Genomic DNA, 17,144 nt, shown 5'->3' with positions numbered 1-17,144 from the left:
GGCTGGAGCTGGAAGCGATCGCGCGCGGCGAGGCGGATATCGTCATCGGCACGCAGCTCGTGGCCAAGGGGCATAATTTCCCGCTGATGTCGCTGGTCGGCGTGGTGGATGCGGATCTCGGCCTGTCGAACGGCGATCCGCGGGCGGCCGAGCGCACGTTCCAACTGCTGTCGCAGGTGACGGGCCGCGCGGGCCGCTCCGGCCTCAAGAGCCACGGCCTCATCCAGACCTATCAGCCGACACATCCGGTCATGCAGGCAATCGTCTCCGGCGACGCGCAGGCCTTCTACGACCGCGAGATCGGCGAGCGGGAAAAGGCGCTTCTGCCGCCCTTCGGCCGGCTCGCCTCCGTCATCGTCTCGGCCGACACCCGCAACGAGGCCGAAGCGCATGCGCGCGGTCTGCGCCAGGCGGCCCCCCATGCGGACGGCATCTCGATCCTCGGGCCGGCGGAGGCGCCGCTCGCACTGGTGCGCGGCCGTCATCGCTTCCGCCTTCTGGTGCACGGCCGGCGCGGAAGCGAGATGCAGGCCTTCCTGCGCGCGATGCTCGCGAACGGACCGAAGGAGCGCGCGTCGATCCAGGTCCAGCTCGACATCGATCCGCAGAGCTTCCTTTGAGGCGCATGGTTAACAAAGAATTGTGCGCAGGCGCCTGCCCCGCTTCTGCGGCGTGGCGCGCCATGCGATAGAGGATGCGCGCGAAGCGACGGAGGCCGCCATGATGGAATTCTACATACCCACCGAAACTGGCGAGTTCCTGGCCTTCTGTGCGGCCGTCGCGACGGGGCTTATCGGACTGTTCGCCCTGTTTGCGCCGGGCACGGCGCTCCGGCTCGCGGGCCTGCAGGTTCAGGAGGCGAGCCGGGAAGGGCTGGCCTTCGTGCGCTCGGCCGGCGGCTTCTACACGGGGCTTGCCATCGTCGCGCTGATGATGGCGCAAAGCTGGATCTACATGGCGATTGGCGGAGGTTTCGCACTGGCCGCCTTCGGCCGCCTTCTCTCGCTTCTGTCGGATGGCTCCTTCACGTTGAAGAACCTTCTCGTGCTTGCGGTCCAGGCGGTGCTGGCGGCGCTCCCGCTCGGATACGCATTCGGCTTCATTTGAGCCAAAAGCGGCGTTTCATATCCCCGGACAGACGAACACACCTCACGCCGTGAAGTTTCGCCCCGACTATGGCCGACTTATGGCGCATTCCTGCGTCCGGCGTGTTGCGAGTCCGGGTTTCCTATGCTAGACGAACCGCGAAATTCAGAAAAAGCGGGCGTCAAAGCCTGTGGGAGCTGAAGATTACAGCAACGATTTCAGGGTGTTAGGGCCGTAGCTCCGCTACTGACCAACGCTCTGGATGAAAAGAAGAGAAGCTTGTGCCCGTGGCAGACACATCCCAGCTCGTTTCCGGTGTTGCAGAAAGATACGCGTCTTCGCTTTTCGACCTTGCGCAGGAAGCTGGCTCCGCTGCCGCTGTCGGCGCCGATCTCGACCGTTTCCAGGCCCTGATCGATGAGAGCGATGACCTGAAGCGGCTGATCGTCAGCCCCGTCTTCTCCGCCGAAGATCAGACCAAGGCCATTTCCGCCGTTGCCGCCAAGGCCGGCATCACGGGCCTCGTGGCAAACTTCCTCAAGGTGGTTGCGTCAAATCGCCGCCTCTTCGCCGTTCCCGGCATGATCAAGGCCTACCGCGCCATCGCGGCCCGCGCCCGCGGCGAAATCACGGCCGATGTAACCTCGGCCCATGCGCTCACCGCAGCGCAGGAAACTGAATTGAAGGCGGCGCTGAAAGGCGTCACCGGCAAAGACGTGGCGATCGCCGTCACCGTCGACCCGTCCATTCTCGGTGGTCTGATCGTCAAGGTGGGATCGCGCCAGATCGACACGTCCCTTCGCACCAAACTCTCTACTCTTAAGCTTGCACTGAAAGAGGTCGGCTGATGGATATCCGCGCCGCGGAAATTTCCGCAATTCTCAAAGATCAGATCAAAAATTTCGGCAAAGAGGCGGAAGTCTCTGAAGTCGGCCAGGTGCTCTCCGTCGGTGACGGTATCGCCCGCGTTTACGGCCTCGACAACGTTCAGGCTGGTGAAATGGTCGAATTCCCCGGCGGTATCCGCGGGATGGCGCTGAACCTGGAAAGCGACAACGTCGGTGTCGTTATCTTCGGTTCGGACCGTGACATCAAGGAAGGCGACACCGTCAAGCGGACCGGCGCCATCGTTGACGTTCCGGTCGGTCCGGAACTGCTCGGCCGCGTCGTCGACGCGCTCGGCAACCCGATCGACGGCAAGGGCCCGATCAAGGCGACCCAGCGCGCCCGCGTCGACGTCAAGGCCCCCGGCATCATTCCGCGCAAGTCGGTGCACGAGCCGATGGCGACCGGCCTCAAGGCCGTCGACGCGCTGATCCCGATCGGCCGCGGTCAGCGCGAGCTGATCATCGGCGACCGCCAGACCGGCAAGACTGCGATCGCGCTCGACACGATCCTGAACCAGAAGCCGCTGAACGTCGAAGGCGCGCCGGAGAGCCAGAAGCTCTACTGCGTCTACGTCGCCGTCGGCCAGAAGCGCTCGACCGTCGCCCAGCTCGTGAAGGTGCTCGAGGAGCGCGGCGCGATGGAATATTCCATCGTGGTCGCCGCCACCGCCTCCGACCCGGCCCCGATGCAGTTCCTGGCGCCCTTCGCCGGCTGCGCCATGGGCGAGTTCTTCCGCGACAACGGCATGCATGCCGTGATCATCTATGACGACCTCTCCAAGCAGGCCGTCGCCTATCGCCAGATGTCGCTGCTGCTGCGCCGCCCGCCGGGCCGCGAAGCCTATCCGGGCGACGTGTTCTATCTCCACTCCCGCCTGCTCGAGCGCGCCGCCAAGATGGGCGAGGCCGCTGGCCTGGGCTCGCTGACCGCGCTGCCGATCATCGAGACGCAGGCCAACGACGTCTCGGCCTACATCCCGACCAACGTGATCTCGATCACCGACGGCCAGATCTTCCTCGAGACCGACCTGTTCTACCAGGGCATCCGCCCGGCCGTGAACGTCGGCCTCTCGGTGTCGCGCGTTGGCTCCTCGGCCCAGACCAAGGCCACCAAGAAGGTCGCCGGCAAGATCAAGGGCGAGCTCGCCCAGTATCGTGAGATGGCCGCCTTCGCCCAGTTCGGCTCGGACCTCGACGCGGTCACGCAGCGCCTGCTGAACCGCGGCGCCCGCCTGACCGAACTCCTGAAGCAGCCGCAGTTCTCGCCGCTGAAGATGGAAGAGCAGGTCGTGGTGATCTACGCCGGTGTGAACGGCTATCTCGACGCGCTCCCGGTCACCAAGGTCCGCGCCTTCGAGGACGGGCTTCTGGCCCTGGTTCGCGGCAAGCATGCCGACATGCTGAACGAGATCGGCACCTCGAAGGATCTCTCGGACGCCAATGCGGCGAAGCTGAAGCAGATCGTCGAGGGCTACGCGAAGTCCTTCGCGTAATATCGTCATAGCGAGTGCAGCGGGGCGGTTCCGCCTTGCTGCGCACGTCCTCTGGATGTCTTCGTCGCTGCGGTGTTCGCGGCGACGGATGAGGGGATCAAGATCGGATGCCGTCCCTTAAGGACCTACGCAATCGCATCGCTTCGGTGAAGGCGACGCAGAAGATCACCAAGGCCATGCAGATGGTCGCGGCCGCGAAGCTGCGCCGTGCGCAGACGGCCGCCGAGGCCGCCCGCCCCTATGCCGAGCGCATGGAGACGGTACTGGCGAACCTCGCTTCCGGCGTCTCCGGCTCTACCGCTCCGCGGCTGATCGCCGGCACGGGCGCCGACAAGGTGCATCTGCTGCTGGTGCTGACCGCCGAGCGCGGCCTGTGCGGCGCCTTCAATTCCTCGATCGCACGCCTCGCCCGCGACAAGGCCAATGCGCTCAAGGCCGAGGGCAAGACGGTTAAGATCATCTGCGTCGGCAAGAAAGGCTACGACATCCTGCGTCGCCAGTTCGCCACGGAGATCATCGAATTCATCGACCTGCGCGAGTTCAAGCAGGTCGGCTTCGTCAACGCCGAGGCCATCGCCCAGAACCTGCTCGCCCGTTTCGCCAATGGCGAGTTCGATGTCGCGACGCTGTTCTTCTCCCGCTTCCGCTCGGTGATCGCGCAGATCCCGACGGCTCAGCGCATCATCCCGGCCGAAATCCCTCAGGGCACGCAGCAGACCGACGCGGTCTACGACTACGAGCCGGACGAGGGCGAGATCCTCGAGGCTCTGCTGCCGCGCAACCTGACCGTCCAGATTCTGCGCGGGCTGCTCGAGAACGCCGCTTCCGAACAGGGCGCGCGCATGTCGGCGATGGACTCCGCCACGCGCAACGCCGGCGAGATGATCAAGAAGCAGACCACGCTCTATAACCGCTCGCGCCAGGCGATGATCACGAAGGAGCTGATCGAGATCATCTCCGGCGCCGAAGCGCTCTGACGACCTGAAGACTTCCGCCGGCGGGCCATCCCGCCGGCCTCTGCCACATCCGAATGCGCTAGTTCCGAGGTTCCGCCATGGCAAACGCCGATACCCAGACCACCGCCTCCGACCAGAAGCCCGCCAACACCGGCACCGGCCGCGTCGCCCAGGTCATCGGCGCCGTCGTCGACGTGCAGTTCGACGGCGCGCTGCCCGAGATCCTGAACGCGCTCGAGACCAACAATCTCGGCAACCGTCTCGTTCTGGAAGTCGCCCAGCATCTCGGCGAGAACACCGTCCGGACCATCGCGATGGACTCCACCGAAGGTCTGGTCCGCGGCCAGGAGGTCACCGACACCGGCGCCCCGATCGCGGTTCCGGTCGGCGAGGAATGCCTCGGCCGCATCATGAACGTCATCGGCGAGCCCGTCGACGAGGCCGGCCCGATCCTGACCACCAACACCCGCGGCATCCACCAGCCCGCCCCGACCTATTCGGAGCAGGCCACCGAAGCGCAGATCCTGGTCACCGGAATCAAGGTCGTCGATCTGCTCGCGCCTTACGCCAAGGGCGGCAAGATCGGCCTGTTCGGCGGCGCCGGCGTGGGCAAGACCGTGCTGATCATGGAGCTGATCAACAACGTCGCGAAGGCCCATGGCGGCTATTCGGTGTTCGCCGGCGTCGGCGAGCGCACCCGCGAGGGCAACGACCTCTATCACGAGATGATCGAGTCGAACGTCAACAAGAACCCCAAGGAGAACGGCGGTTCGACCGCGGGTTCGAAATGCGCGCTGGTCTACGGCCAGATGAACGAGCCTCCGGGCGCCCGCATGCGCGTCGCTCTCGCCGGCCTCACCGTCGCCGAGGACTTCCGCGACAAGGGCCAGGACGTGCTCTTCTTCGTCGACAACATCTTCCGCTTCACCCAGGCGGGTTCGGAAGTGTCGGCGCTGCTCGGCCGCATCCCTTCGGCGGTGGGCTATCAGCCGACGCTCGCCACCGACATGGGCAATCTGCAGGAGCGCATCACCACCACCAACAAGGGCTCGATCACCTCGGTGCAGGCGATCTACGTCCCGGCGGACGACCTGACCGACCCGGCGCCCGCCACCTCCTTCGCCCACCTCGACGCCACGACCGTGCTCTCGCGCTCGATCGCGGAAAAGGGCATCTACCCGGCGGTCGACCCGCTCGACTCCACCTCGCGCATGCTCTCGGCCGACATCGTCGGCGAGGAGCACTATGCGGTGGCCCGTCAGGTCCAGCAGATCCTCCAGCGCTACAAGGCACTGCAGGACATCATCGCGATCCTGGGCATGGACGAGCTCTCGGAAGACGACAAGATGACCGTCGCCCGCGCCCGCAAGATCGAGCGCTTCCTGTCGCAGCCCTTCCACGTCGCGGAAGTCTTCACCGGCTCGCCGGGCAAGCTCGTTTCCCTCGAGGACACGATCAAGGGCTTCAAGGGTCTGGTCGATGGCAAGTACGATCACCTCCCCGAGGCGGCCTTCTACATGGTCGGCTCGATCGAGGAAGCCGTCGAGAAGGCCCAGCGCCTGGCCGCCGAGGCCGCCTGAGGCCTGCTTCATGAGGTCATCCGGGGCGGCCGCCGGCCGACCCGGGATCCATGCCTGAGCATGGAAGTTAAAGGTTCTGGCATGGATCCCGGCTCTTCGCTTCGCTGCGGCCGGGATGACGTCGGAGGAAAGTAAGGCGATGGCCACCTTCAAGTTCGAACTCGTCTCGCCGGAGCGCATCCTGTTCTCGGGCGATGTCGTCAGCGTCATCATCCCGTCCGTCGAGGGCGAGATGACGGTGCTGGCCGGCCATGCGCCGCTCGTCGCCACGCTGAAGACCGGCATCCTCTTCGTTCAGACGACCGAGAGCAACGGCAAGGAATTCTTCGTTAATGGCGGCCTCGTCGAGGTCAACCAGGCTTCGGCCACGGTGCTGGCCGAGCAGGCGCGCTTCATCGAGGATGTCGACACCGCCGTGCTCGATGCCGAGATCCTGACCGTCGAGACCCGCATAGACGGTGCCCATACGGACGAGGACAAGAAGCGCCTGCGCGAGACGCTCTCGCAGCTGCGCGAGTTCAAACACGTCTTCGAAAGCCGCAAGGTGGCGTGACCGCCCGCGGCAACCGGGACTGACCGAAAGGGCCGCGCAAGCGGCCCTTTTCTTTGTCCTGTCTTCGGCGCGTCCGCTTAGGTGGCATAGCGGGCGAAGGCCGCCACCACCTTCTCGTAGACCGGGCGCTTGAAGGGCACGATCAGTTCCGGCGTCTGCGACAGCGGGCGCCAGCGCCATTCGGCGAATTCCGGCGGCTCGTCGCCATTGGGCCGGCCGACGTCGATCGCGCCCTCATCGCCGGTAAAGCGGAACGCCACCCAGCGCTGCCGCTGGCCGCGAAAGGCGCAAAGCCGGTGCGGCGGGCCGTCATAGGGTGGGAAGTCGTAGCTCCACCACTCCTCCGTGGCACCGAGCAACTCGGCCTGGGTGATGCCCGTTTCCTCTGCCAGCTCGCGCCGAGCCGCGGCGACGATCTCCTCGTCGGCGTCGATTCCACCCTGCGGCATCTGCCAGTCATGCCCAGGCGTGATCACCTCCGGCCCGGCACTGTGCGAGCGGCCGGTGAAGACCAGTCCCACCGCATTGAAGAGCGCGATGCCGACATTGGGGCGGTAGGGGAGCGAATCCGACATGGCGGCATTATCGCGGGCAGGAGAGCAGCAAGGCAATCCGGAGCACAGACTGGACCCCCGCCCCTCCTGACATGCTTCGTCGCTGTCGCTTCTCGCCGGACCGGGTCGAGCCGCTGGCCTATTCCCCCATCGCGATCAGGCTGGCATTTCCGCCCGCTGCGGCAGTGTTCACCGTCACGGTCTGCTCGGTCGCGAAGCGCATCAGATAATGCGGGCCACCGGCCTTCGGCCCGGTGCCGGACAGGCCATGGCCGCCGAAGGGCTGCACGCCCACCACGGCGCCGATGATGTTGCGGTTCACATAGACATTGCCGGTCGAAAGCCGCTTCACCACGCGCTCCACCGTCGCCTCGATGCGGGAATGCACGCCGAGCGTCAGCCCGTAACCGGTGGCGTCGATCTCGTCGATCACCTTGTCCAACTCGCCGGCCTTCCAGCGCACGACATGCAGGATCGGCCCGAAATGCTCGGCTGTGAGGTCCCCGACCCGGTCGAGCCGCACGATGTGAGGCGCGACATAGGTACCTCCGAGATCGGGCGTCTGCCCCGACCAGGCGACGCGGCCTTGGCTATTCATCGCCGCCACATGGGCGTCCAGCCTCTGCTGGGCGGCCGCATCGATCACCGGTCCGATATGGGTGTCGAGCCTGCGCGGATCGCCGAGCCTGAGCTCGCGCGTGGCGCCTTCGATCATCTCGATCATCTTGTTGGCGACGTCGTCCTGCACGACCAGCAGGCGCAGCGCCGAGCAGCGCTGGCCAGCCGAGCGGAAGGCCGACATCACGACATCGTCGCAGACCTGCTCGGGCAGCGCGGTGGCGTCGACGATCATGGCGTTGAGCCCGCCCGTCTCGGCGATCAGCGGGACGATAGGCCCGTCCTTGGCGGCGAGCGCCCGGTTGATCCCGCGCGCGGTCGCGGTCGAGCCCGTGAACGCGACGCCCGCTACGGCGGGATGCGCGATCAAGGCCGCACCGGCCTCCGGGCCACCCGGCACCAGATGCAGCGCGCTCGCCGGCACGCCCGCCTCGTGCAGCAGGCGGATGGCGACGGCGGCGATCAGCGGCGTCTGCGGGGCGGGCTTGGCGACGACGCTGTTGCCGGCGACGAGCGCCGCGACCACCTGCCCCGCGAAGATGGCGAGCGGGAAGTTCCAGGGCGCGATACAGACAAAGACGCCCCGCCCGCGCAGCACCAGCCGGTTCTCCTCACCGGTCGGGCCGGGGAGCGACAGCGGCACGGCGAAATGCTCCTCGGCCTGCGCGGCATAGTAGCGGCAGAAATCCACCGCCTCCCGCACTTCGGAGATGGCGTCGTCGATCGTCTTGCCCGCTTCGGACTGCAAAAGGGCAATCAAAAGCCCGCGTCGGGCTTCCATCAGATCGGCCGCCCTGCGCAGCGCGGCGGCGCGCATGCGCGCAGGCGTTTCGCTCCAGGCACGGAAGCCGTTTATCGCGGCGTCCATCGCGCGCGCGGCCGTCGCGGAATCGGCTTCCGTCACCCGGCCGATCGGCTTGTTGTCGATCGGCGAGCGCATGTCGCGCACCGCCCCCGGCTGCGGCTTGCCGTCGATGATCGGGGCGGCGTCCGGGAAGGCTCCGGCTTGAGTGACTTCTGTCAGAAGCCCCTCCAGACTCTCCTCATGGCCGAACTCGACGCCGGCCGAATTCTTCCGCGAGGAGCTGTAGAGATCGCCCGGCAGCGGGATACGGCGATGGCGCGCCGCGCTCGGGCTGCCGATGATGTCGGCGGGCGCGGTCAGCAACTGCGAGACCGGTATGTCCGGATCTCCCGAGGCGCTGACGAAGGAGGAATTGGCACCGTTCTCCAGCAGGCGGCGTACGAGATAGGCGAGCAGATCCTGATGCCCGCCGACGGGCGCATAGGTGCGGCAGGCGAAGGCGTCGTTCTCGCGCAGCAGCTTCTCGTAGAGCGCCTCGCCCATGCCATGCAGGCGCTGGAACTCGAAGCCCAAATCGTCCCCGGCAAGACGGCCGTCCGGCCGGGCGGCCTTTCCATCGCCGGCCATCTCGGCCACCGTCGCGACGGTCAGGGCGTTATGGGTCGCGAATTGCGGGATGATGCGCGGCCGCAGCGCGAGCAGCTGCGCAGCGCAGGCCTCGTAATTCAGGTCCGTCATCGCCTTGCGGGTGAAAACCGGATAGTCGGCGAGCCCGCGCTCCTGGGCGCGCTTGAGCTCGGTGTCCCAATAGGCGCCCTTGACCAGCCGCACCATCATCCGCCGGCCATGGATCTCGGCCAGGCGCCCGATATGGTCGATCACCGCCGAGGCGCGCTTCTGATAGGCCTGGATGGCGAGACCGAACCCGTCCCAGCCATCGAGCGAGGCATCTGCGAAGACGGCATCGATCACGTCGAGCGAGAGTTCGAGACGGTCGGCCTCCTCGGCGTCGATGGTGAAGTTCAGGTCGTAGCTCTTGGCCTGTCGCGCCAGCGCGATCACCTTCGGCACCAGCTCGGTGATGACGCGCTCATGGCTCATGGCCTCGTAGCGCGGATGCAGCGCCGAGAGCTTCACCGAAATCCCCGGCCGGTTCGGCAGCCGGTCATTGCCGGCCGAGCGGCCGATGGCGTCGATTGCCGCGGCATAGGACTGGAAATAGCGATCCGCGTCGGCTTGTGTGCGGGCGCCTTCCCCGAGCATGTCGAAGGAGTAGCGATAAAGCTTTCCGCTGCCGGAGCGGGCGCGCTTCAGCGCCTCCTCGATCGTCTGGCCCAGCACGAAATGGTTGCCCATCACGCGCATGGCCTGGCGGGTCGCGGTGCGCACGGTCGGCACGCCGAGGCGCTTTGCGAGGCTGCCGACGATGCCGGCCGGCGTCTCCCCCGGCTGGATGACCCGGGCGGTGATACCGAGGGCCCAGGCCGAGGCCGAGACGAGGAAGGCATCGGACTTCGCCTCATGATTGGCGAAATCGCCCTGGCCGAGCTTGTCCTCGATCAGCCGGTCCGCCGTGGCGGAATCGGGCACGCGCAGCAGCGCCTCGGCCAGCACCATCAGCGCCAGCCCTTCCTTCGTCGAGAGCGAGTATTCGCGCAGCAATTCCTCGATGCCGCCGAGCCCGGCCTTGCGGCCCCGGATTGCCTCGACCAACCCGGTCGCGCGCGCGTCGATCCGGGCCTTGGCGGCAGGGTCGCGGCGGGCGCCGGCAAGCAGACGGCTGGCGATGGTCGCATCGTCTTCGGCATAGGGCGCGCGGAAAGGCGGCGGGGACGGCGTGGCGGGCGCGGCCATGGAGGCTCCGGTCGGATCGCTTCGGGACGTTATGAAGTGTGAGGCCGGCTGCGCCTCATTTCAATTGGCTATGCGAGCAGAATATCCGTATCATTCTCTACCATGACTCCATTTGGCAAAGAAAAATCATGCTCGATCGGGTGGACCGTCGGCTTCTGGCCCTCGTGCAAGCGGATGGACGGATGTCCGGTGTCGAACTCGCCGACAAGGTCGGCCTGTCCGCCACCGCAACGGGCGAGCGCCTAAAGCGGCTGACTCGCGACGGCTTCATCACCGGCTATCGCGCGACGCTCGATCCGGCCAAGCTCGGCCTGCACCTGCTGGTCTTCGTCGAGGTCTATCTCGACAAGACCACGCCCGACGCCTTCGAGCGTTTCGCCGCGGCGGTGAAGCGCGCGCCGGAGGTGCTGGAGTGCCATATGGTGGCCGGCGGTTTCGATTATCTGGTGAAGACGCGCGTGGCCGACATGGGCGCCTACCGGCATTTCCTCGGCGAGGTCCTGCTCGCGCTGCCGGCCGTGCGCGAGACGCGCACCTATGCCGTCATGGAGGAGGTCAAGACGGATGGTGCGCTTCCGCTCTGACGCTTGGCCCCGTCCCGAAAAATGCGCGCATCTTGACGCGATTTCAACGTGTTGTGATCCGAAGATGGCAAGCGAGGGTTGAGCGATCCGCGAATCGGACGCGAGAAGGAGATCGGGAGATGGCGGGGCGCGTGAATCGCCGGGGGGTGTCTCGGCGCGGCCTCATGGGCCTGGCGCTCGCAGGCGCGGGGCTCCTGACCTGCGGCCGGCCGGCCCTGGCACAGACGATCCCGATCAAGCTTCTGCTCGGATGGCGGCTCGAAGGTCTGTCGGCTCTGTTTCTGGTTGCCCAGGAGAAGGGGCATTTCGGTGCCGAGGGCCTCGATGTCGTGATCGAGCCAGGCAGCGGCTCGCGGCTGGTGCCGGGGCGCATCGCGGCCGGTGAGTTCGATGCCGGCTATGGCGACGTCAACACCCTGGTCAGGCTTCGCGACAGCAGGCCGGGCCTCGACCTCAAGGCCGTGATGATGATCCAGGACAGGGCGCCCTTCGCCCTGATCGGGCGGCGCAGCCGCGGGATCGGCGATACCCCGGCCAGCCTCGAAGGACGCAAGCTCGGCGCTCCGGCGACGGACGCCGCCTTCGCACAATGGCCGCTGTTGAAGACCCTGAACCGGATCGACGATAGCCGTATCAAGCTCGACGCGATCGGCTTCGCCGTGCGCGAGCCGATGCTGGCCGCCGGCGAGGTCGATGGCATTTTCGGCTTCGGCCCCTCGGTGCTGCCGGGCCTGAAGGCCCGCGGCGTGCCGGCCGAGGATATCGTCACGCTGGCGATGGCCGATCACGGCCTCGTCCTCTACGGCAACGCGCTGATGGTCTCGCCCAAATTCGCAGCCGAGCAGCCCGGCGCCGTGCGCGGGCTCGTCAGAGCCTTGATCCGCAGCCTGCGCGAGGTTGCCGCCGATCCCGATTTCGCGGCGCAGCTGGTCGCCCGCCGCACCGACATCCCGCAGCCGGAGGTCGAGCGCGAGCGGCTGTTCCAATCGCTGCAGCAGACGGTGCTCACGCCCGCTGCGCGCGAACACGGGCTGGGTTCGGTCGATCCCGCCCGCTGGGCCCAGGCGATCTACCAGCTCGACATGGTTCAGCCGCTGAAGGACAAGGCCAAGGCGGGCGAGGCCTTCACCGCCGCCTTTCTGCCCGCCAAGGAAGAACGCCTGTTCTGAGCGCAGGGCCGGGCCTCTCCCGCAGGCATGACAAGCGGGCCTTCGCTTCCTATCTTGCGCCGACTGCAGATCGGACCGCCCTCGCCTTGCACCTGCCCGCTTCGACCGACTACGCGGCCTTGCGCCGCACCTTCCGGTGGCGCATCCCGGAGCGCTACAACATCGCCGTCGATGTCTGCGACCGTTGGGCCGCGCAGGAGCCGGAGCGGCCGGCCATCATCGAAGTCGACAAGGATTGGCAGGTGAGGCCCGTCAGCTTCGGCTGGCTTCGCGACGAGTCCAACCGTCTCGCAGGCGCCCTGAGGCTGCGGGGCATCGCGCGTGGCGACCGGCTGGCGATCCTGCTGCCCCAAGGGCGTCATGTCCTGGCGGCGCATCTGGCCGCCTACAAGCTCGGCGCGATCGCCGTGCCGCTGGCCGCGCTGTTCGGGATCGATGCGCTGGCCTATCGGCTGGAGAATGCCGGTGCCAGGGCGATCGTCACCGATTCGGCCGGGCTCGCGAAGCTGCGGCAGATCGAAACGCCCTTGCCCGGACTGGCGCTTCGGATCTGCGTCGATGGGGCGGATCGCGAGGCCGAAGGCTGGGATGCGCTGGTGGCGGCAGCCGAGCCGGATTTCGTTCCGGTCGAGACCGGCCCGGACGACCCGGCGCTGATGATCTACACCTCCGGCACCACCGGTCATCCAAAGGGCGCGCTGCATGGCCACCGCGTCCTGCCCGGCCATCTGCCCGGCGTGCAGATGCCGCATGATTTCATGCCGCAGCCGGGCGACATCGCCTGGACGCCGGCGGATTGGGCCTGGGCCGGCGGTCTGCTGAACATGCTGCTGCCGGCGCTGCATTTCGGCGTGCCCGTCGTCGCCCGTCCGGTGACGCGCTTCGTGCCGGAGGAGGCCTATCGGCTGATGCAGGATCTGGCGATCCGCAACGCTTTCGTGCCGCCGACGGCTCTGCGGATGCTGCGCGGGGCCGGCTTGCCGCAGGGCCGCTACCGGCTGGCGCTGCGCTCCGTGGCGGCGGCGGGAGAGGCGCTCGGCGTCGAAACGCTCGCCTGGGGGCGCGAGGCGCTGGGGCTCACCATCAACGAGGCCTACGGACAGACCGAGTGCAATCTCGTGCTGGCCTCCAGCGCCGGCATCGGCGTCAGCCGGCCGGGCTGCATCGGCAAGGCGGTTCCGGGCCATGAGGTCGCGATCATCCGGCCGGACGGCTCCGTCTGCGCGGCCGGCGAGGAAGGGCAGATCGCCGTGCGCCGGCCCGATCCGGTAATGTTTCTCGGCTACTGGAACAACGAGGCCGCGACCGCCGCCAAATTCATCGGCGACTGGATGACGACCGGCGACGAAGGCGTGCAGGACGAAGACGGCTATGTCCGTTTCATCGGCCGCGACGACGACGTCATCACCTCCTCCGGCTACCGGATCGGCCCCGGCGAAATCGAGGATTGCCTGCTTCGGCATCCGGATGTCGCTTTGGCCGCCGTGGTCGGCAAGCCCGACGCGCTGCGCACCGAGATCGTCAAGGCGTTCGTCGTGCCCCGCGAGGGCAAGGCCGGCTCGCCGGAGCTGGCGAGCGAGCTTCAGGCTTTCGTGCGCGCCCGTCTCTCAGCCCATGAATATCCGCGCGAGATCGCCTTTCGCGAAGAGCTGCCGATGACGACCACCGGCAAGATCATTCGCCGGCTGCTAAGGACGGAGGCCTGAACAGCGCGCGGTCGAGACGCTGCCGCAGGGAGCGGGCGAGATCGGCCGGGCTGCGCGGCGCGGCTCCCTGAAAGACGATATCGACGGCCGAGGTGGTGCCCTGGCCGCCGCCGGCGGCATGGTCGCCCCGCATCAGAAGCTCGAGACGGGGAGCGGCCTCGCGCATCGCCGCGATCAGCGCCCTCCGTAGCGCCAGCGCATGCGGCGGCGCAGCGTCCTCCACCGCCAGCTTGTAGAGCCAGCGCCGTCCGCCCTTGCCGAGTGTGAGTGCGCCGGCGACCGGCCGTCCGCCCTGCATCAGGAGCGCGATCCGGCACAGCCTGGCGCGGGCGAGCTGGCGGGTCATGGCGCGCAGGAACGCGGCCTCGCGAACATCCTGGAGGCTGGCGCCGCCGGCACGCGCCAGCGGCCCCGAGGCTTCCAGCGCCAGCAGCATCTCGACGCCGTCGCGCAGCTCCCCGATCGTCTCGGCCTCCCGCAGGGTGAAGTCCTCGCCCAGCGGACCGGCCTCCGGCAAAGCGGGCACCGGGTCGTCGAACCGCCCGGTGGGTTCGCGCAGCAGGGGCAGGCCCGTATCGGCCAGCGCGGCGAGCATCGGGTTGCCGGCGCCCAGCCCATGCAGCCGGAGCCGCCGCTCGGCGAAGTCCAGCTTCGCAAAACCACGCAGCAGCGCCGACAGGGCCGGCACAACCGCATCGCGATCGATCAGCGGCCAATCGCAGAGCAGGCGGGCATCGCTGCAGCCGCTGGCGAGGTCGGGGCGCAACCAGCGGCTGCGGCGCTCGACTGGCAGGAGGGCGACGAGCTGGCGGCTAGGCGTGCCCGGCCCGCCCTTCCAGATCAGCAGCACGCGCAGATCGCGGAAGGCGACCAGATGCTGGCAGGCCGGCAGCAGGAAACCCGGCTCGAAAAACGGATGGGGCGCCAGCGCCCGCCGGCCGAGCGCGGTCCAGTCCGGCACCAGCGCCTCGCAGGCCGAGAGCGGCCGCATCTCGACCGACCAGTTGCGGCCCGATGGCGGCAGCGGCGTCAGGTAGGTAGGCGCCGGTCCCTGCCCCATCCCGGTGCGCAATCCGATCGATCGGCCCATCGTCTCGACCTCCCGCTTATCCGTTCCGGGACGAAACCGTCCAGGAACGGCAAGGCGTCAGGCGACGCCCCGCATTTGCGGAAAGGACGATCAAGAACGGGGCCAGAATCCTCCAGGGCTCACGCGGTGGCGGCCGGCTGCATCCCGCCGAGGAAAGCAGACCAGAGCTGCCGCACCGTCTCCCCCTCGACATCCTTGACGATCAGCACGAGCCGCGAGCGGTGATCCGCATCGGGCCAGGCGGCGAGTTGCACCGGCGGATGCAGAACCTGCTGCACCGCATGCAGCAGCAGCGGCCGGCCCGGCTGCCCGGCCAGATCGACCAGCCCCTTCAGCCTGAGCAGGCGCGGCCCATGGATCGACCGCAGCATCGCCCAGAACAGATCGACGGTCGGGCCCGCCACCGGCTCATCCGCCGTCAGGATGAAGGCGCGGATCGCGGCGTCGTGCCGGTTGACGTCATGGCCGGCGTGACCATGCCCATGACCGGCAGCGCCGTGGTCATGGTGGTCGTGGGGGTCATGGCCATGATGATGGTCGTGATCGTCGTGATGCGCATGGTCATGCGCGTGCGGGCGAGCGTGAGCATGGTCATGCCCTGGCAGCCTGTCGGCAGCGAGCCATTGCCGCACCGCGCCCGGCCGCTGCGCCAGATCGTAGAGCCCCGCACCGAGAAGGCTCTCCGCCGGTACGTCCGGCGCCAGGATTGGCGCGCCCGGATTGAGGGCGGCGAGCCGCTCGCAAAGCGCCTCCACGGTCTCCGGCGGCGCCAGATCCTGCTTGGTCAGCACCAGCCGGTCGGCCGCCACCACCTGCCGATGCGCTTCCTCATGGGAATCCAGGCTCGACCAGCCGTTCACCGCATCGACCACCGTCACCACGCCGTCCAGCCGGAAGCGCATCGCCAGATAGGGATGGTTGATCAGAACGTTCAGGATCGGCGCCGGATCGGCGAGGCCGGTCGTCTCGATAACCAGGCGCGAGAACCGTCCCATCCGGCCGTTGTCGAGCCGGCGAAGCAAATCCTCCAGCGTCACGATCAGGTCGTCGCGGATCGTGCAGCAGAGGCAACCCGATTCCATCAGGATCAGCCCGTCCGACACCCCCTCGACAAGCAGATGGTCGAGCCCGACCTCGCCGAACTCGTTGACGAGGACGACGGTGTCGGCGAGCGCCGGGTCCTTCAGCAGCCGGTTGAGCAGGGTGGTCTTACCGGCGCCGAGAAATCCGGTGATCAGGGTCAGCGGCACCGGCTCGGGGCGCGCGGGAGAAGCGGTCATTCGGGGGGCTCGCCCTTCAGGCCGGCAGCAGGCGCCGCCGCGATTGTTCTATTATTACATTAGTCACGAGCGCCGCCATGACAAGGCCGCAGCCGGCATATTGCAGGCTCGCCAGCCGCTCGCCGAGGAAGAACGCCGCGATCAGCACCGCGAAGACGGGCTCGGCGCAGAAAGCGAGCCCCGCCGGGCCCGGCGCGACGCGGGCGAGCGCGAGGATCTGCAGCAGGAAGCCGATGAAATAGCCGCCGAAGGTGATGGCGATCGCGACCGGCGCGAGCGCCAGCGCGCTCGGCGGCAGGATGCCGCCGACCAGCATCAGAATGAGCAGCGTGACCGGCAGGATCACCACATGCGACCAGAACAGCTTGGCCACCGTGCCGACCCGCGCGCAACCGGCCGCGGCGAAGAACTGCACCGCCGCGGTCAGGCTGGCCAGCGCCGCCAGCGCCAGCCCCCGCGGATCGAGCCCCTGCCAGTCCGGCCCGACCACGAGCCCGATGCCGATCAGCGCAATCAGCGCGACGAGCAGCCGGTCCAGCCGGAATGGAGCCGACGTCACCAGCGGCTCGGCCAGCACGATCACGAGCGGGAAGGTGTAGAAGATGACGGCAGCGACGGAGACGGGGACGAAGGAAACCGAGGACAGATAGGCGGTCCCGACCAAAGCCGTAGCGACGCCGAAGATGAACACGGCCCGGCGTTCGCGCGCGGCCACCGCCAGCGACGCCTTCGTCACGAAGCCGGCGAGCACGACCAGCGCGAGCATGATCGCCACGCGGTAGAAGACCAGCAGCGGCCCGCTCAGCCCCGCCTGCCCGGCGATCTGCGCGCTGACGATATTCGTCCCGAAGGCCGCGGCCGAACCGAAGGCGAGCGCCAGGCCCTGCGCTTCGCGGCCCCGGCGATCACTGGCGCGCGCTGCGTCCAAG

At 67.8% G+C, this 17,144-nt stretch carries 14 protein-coding genes and 1 pseudogene; 10 read left to right on the top strand and 5 right to left on the bottom strand.

From position 1 onward, the window contains the following. From ACOJTB_RS19870 to ACOJTB_RS19840, 7 genes and pseudogenes are all read left to right on the top strand, one after another. Nucleotides 1-620, top strand: a pseudogene (locus ACOJTB_RS19870) (primosomal protein N'); the annotation flags it as partial. Between the two features lie 103 nt (nt 621-723). Next, nucleotides 724-1,107, top strand: coding sequence for an AGROH133_08824 family phage infection protein (locus tag ACOJTB_RS19865; protein ID WP_420104255.1), 384 nt, complete (start codon nt 724-726; stop codon nt 1,105-1,107). Between the two features lie 260 nt (nt 1,108-1,367). Further along, entirely contained in the window at nt 1,368-1,934 is a 567-nt protein-coding gene (locus ACOJTB_RS19860; protein WP_134649342.1) for a F0F1 ATP synthase subunit delta, read from the top strand. After that, nucleotides 1,934-3,466, top strand: a complete 1,533-nt coding sequence (atpA, locus tag ACOJTB_RS19855; RefSeq protein WP_420104251.1) for a F0F1 ATP synthase subunit alpha — start codon at nt 1,934-1,936, stop codon at nt 3,464-3,466. Before ACOJTB_RS19860 ends, atpA begins: the two co-directional genes overlap by 1 nt. Before the next feature lie 107 nt (nt 3,467-3,573). Continuing rightward, nucleotides 3,574-4,443, top strand: a complete 870-nt coding sequence (locus ACOJTB_RS19850; protein WP_420104250.1) for a F0F1 ATP synthase subunit gamma — start codon at nt 3,574-3,576, stop codon at nt 4,441-4,443. Between the two features lie 77 nt (nt 4,444-4,520). After that, nucleotides 4,521-6,002 (top strand): F0F1 ATP synthase subunit beta, encoded by a 1,482-nt coding sequence (gene atpD / locus ACOJTB_RS19845; RefSeq protein WP_420104249.1) that lies wholly within the window; start codon nt 4,521-4,523, stop codon nt 6,000-6,002. Nucleotides 6,003-6,141: 139 nt separating this feature from the next. Next, nucleotides 6,142-6,555, top strand: a complete 414-nt coding sequence (locus ACOJTB_RS19840; protein WP_420104248.1) for a F0F1 ATP synthase subunit epsilon — start codon at nt 6,142-6,144, stop codon at nt 6,553-6,555. A 77-nt stretch (nt 6,556-6,632) separates the two neighbouring features. Here ACOJTB_RS19840 and ACOJTB_RS19835 read toward each other — a convergent pair whose 3' ends face one another. Together ACOJTB_RS19835 and putA are read right to left on the bottom strand one after the other, a co-directional pair. Further along, a complete protein-coding gene (locus tag ACOJTB_RS19835) occupies nt 6,633-7,130 on the bottom strand; it encodes an RNA pyrophosphohydrolase (protein WP_420104247.1) in 498 nt (165 codons plus the stop codon). 118 nt (nt 7,131-7,248) lie between these two features. Continuing rightward, nucleotides 7,249-10,386 (bottom strand): bifunctional proline dehydrogenase/L-glutamate gamma-semialdehyde dehydrogenase PutA, encoded by a 3,138-nt coding sequence (gene putA, locus ACOJTB_RS19830; protein ID WP_420104246.1) that lies wholly within the window; start codon nt 10,384-10,386, stop codon nt 7,249-7,251. A gap of 125 nt (nt 10,387-10,511) precedes the next feature. Here putA and ACOJTB_RS19825 point away from each other — a divergent pair, with 125 nt between their 5' ends. The 3 genes from ACOJTB_RS19825 (at nt 10,512) to ACOJTB_RS19815 (ending at nt 13,845) form a co-directional block, all read left to right on the top strand. Then, on the top strand, nt 10,512-10,970 hold the full coding sequence (locus tag ACOJTB_RS19825) for an Lrp/AsnC ligand binding domain-containing protein (protein ID WP_420104254.1): 459 nt from the start codon (nt 10,512-10,514) through the stop codon (nt 10,968-10,970). 164 nt (nt 10,971-11,134) lie between these two features. Beyond that, on the top strand, nt 11,135-12,139 hold the full coding sequence (locus tag ACOJTB_RS19820) for an ABC transporter substrate-binding protein (protein ID WP_420104245.1): 1,005 nt from the start codon (nt 11,135-11,137) through the stop codon (nt 12,137-12,139). Nucleotides 12,140-12,231: 92 nt separating this feature from the next. Then, nucleotides 12,232-13,845 carry an AMP-binding protein gene (locus tag ACOJTB_RS19815; RefSeq protein WP_420104253.1) on the top strand — a complete coding sequence of 538 codons (1,614 nt, stop codon included), beginning with the start codon at nt 12,232-12,234 and terminating at the stop codon, nt 13,843-13,845. On the opposite strand, the gene ACOJTB_RS19810 is transcribed toward ACOJTB_RS19815, so the two are convergent. The 3 genes from ACOJTB_RS19810 to ACOJTB_RS19800 form a co-directional block, all read right to left on the bottom strand. After that, entirely contained in the window at nt 13,814-14,935 is a 1,122-nt protein-coding gene (locus ACOJTB_RS19810; protein ID WP_420104244.1) for a GNAT family N-acetyltransferase, read from the bottom strand. The two genes, ACOJTB_RS19815 and ACOJTB_RS19810, sit on opposite strands and share 32 nt — an antisense overlap. Before the next feature lie 119 nt (nt 14,936-15,054). Further along, nucleotides 15,055-16,215, bottom strand: a complete 1,161-nt coding sequence (locus tag ACOJTB_RS19805; RefSeq protein ID WP_420104243.1) for a CobW family GTP-binding protein — start codon at nt 16,213-16,215, stop codon at nt 15,055-15,057. Between the two features lie 16 nt (nt 16,216-16,231). Beyond that, the gene (locus tag ACOJTB_RS19800; RefSeq protein WP_420104242.1) at nt 16,232-17,143 is read right to left on the bottom strand and encodes a DMT family transporter; all 912 of its coding nucleotides are present in this window, start codon (nt 17,141-17,143) and stop codon (nt 16,232-16,234) included. Between the last annotated feature and the right edge of the window lies 1 nt (nt 17,144).

It is taken from the genome of Allobosea sp., assembly GCF_048595345.1.
Classification (GTDB): Bacteria; Pseudomonadota; Alphaproteobacteria; order Rhizobiales; family Beijerinckiaceae; genus Allobosea.
The sequence above is the reverse complement of the archived record's forward strand: the minus strand, read 5'-3'. Positions and strand labels throughout refer to the sequence as shown.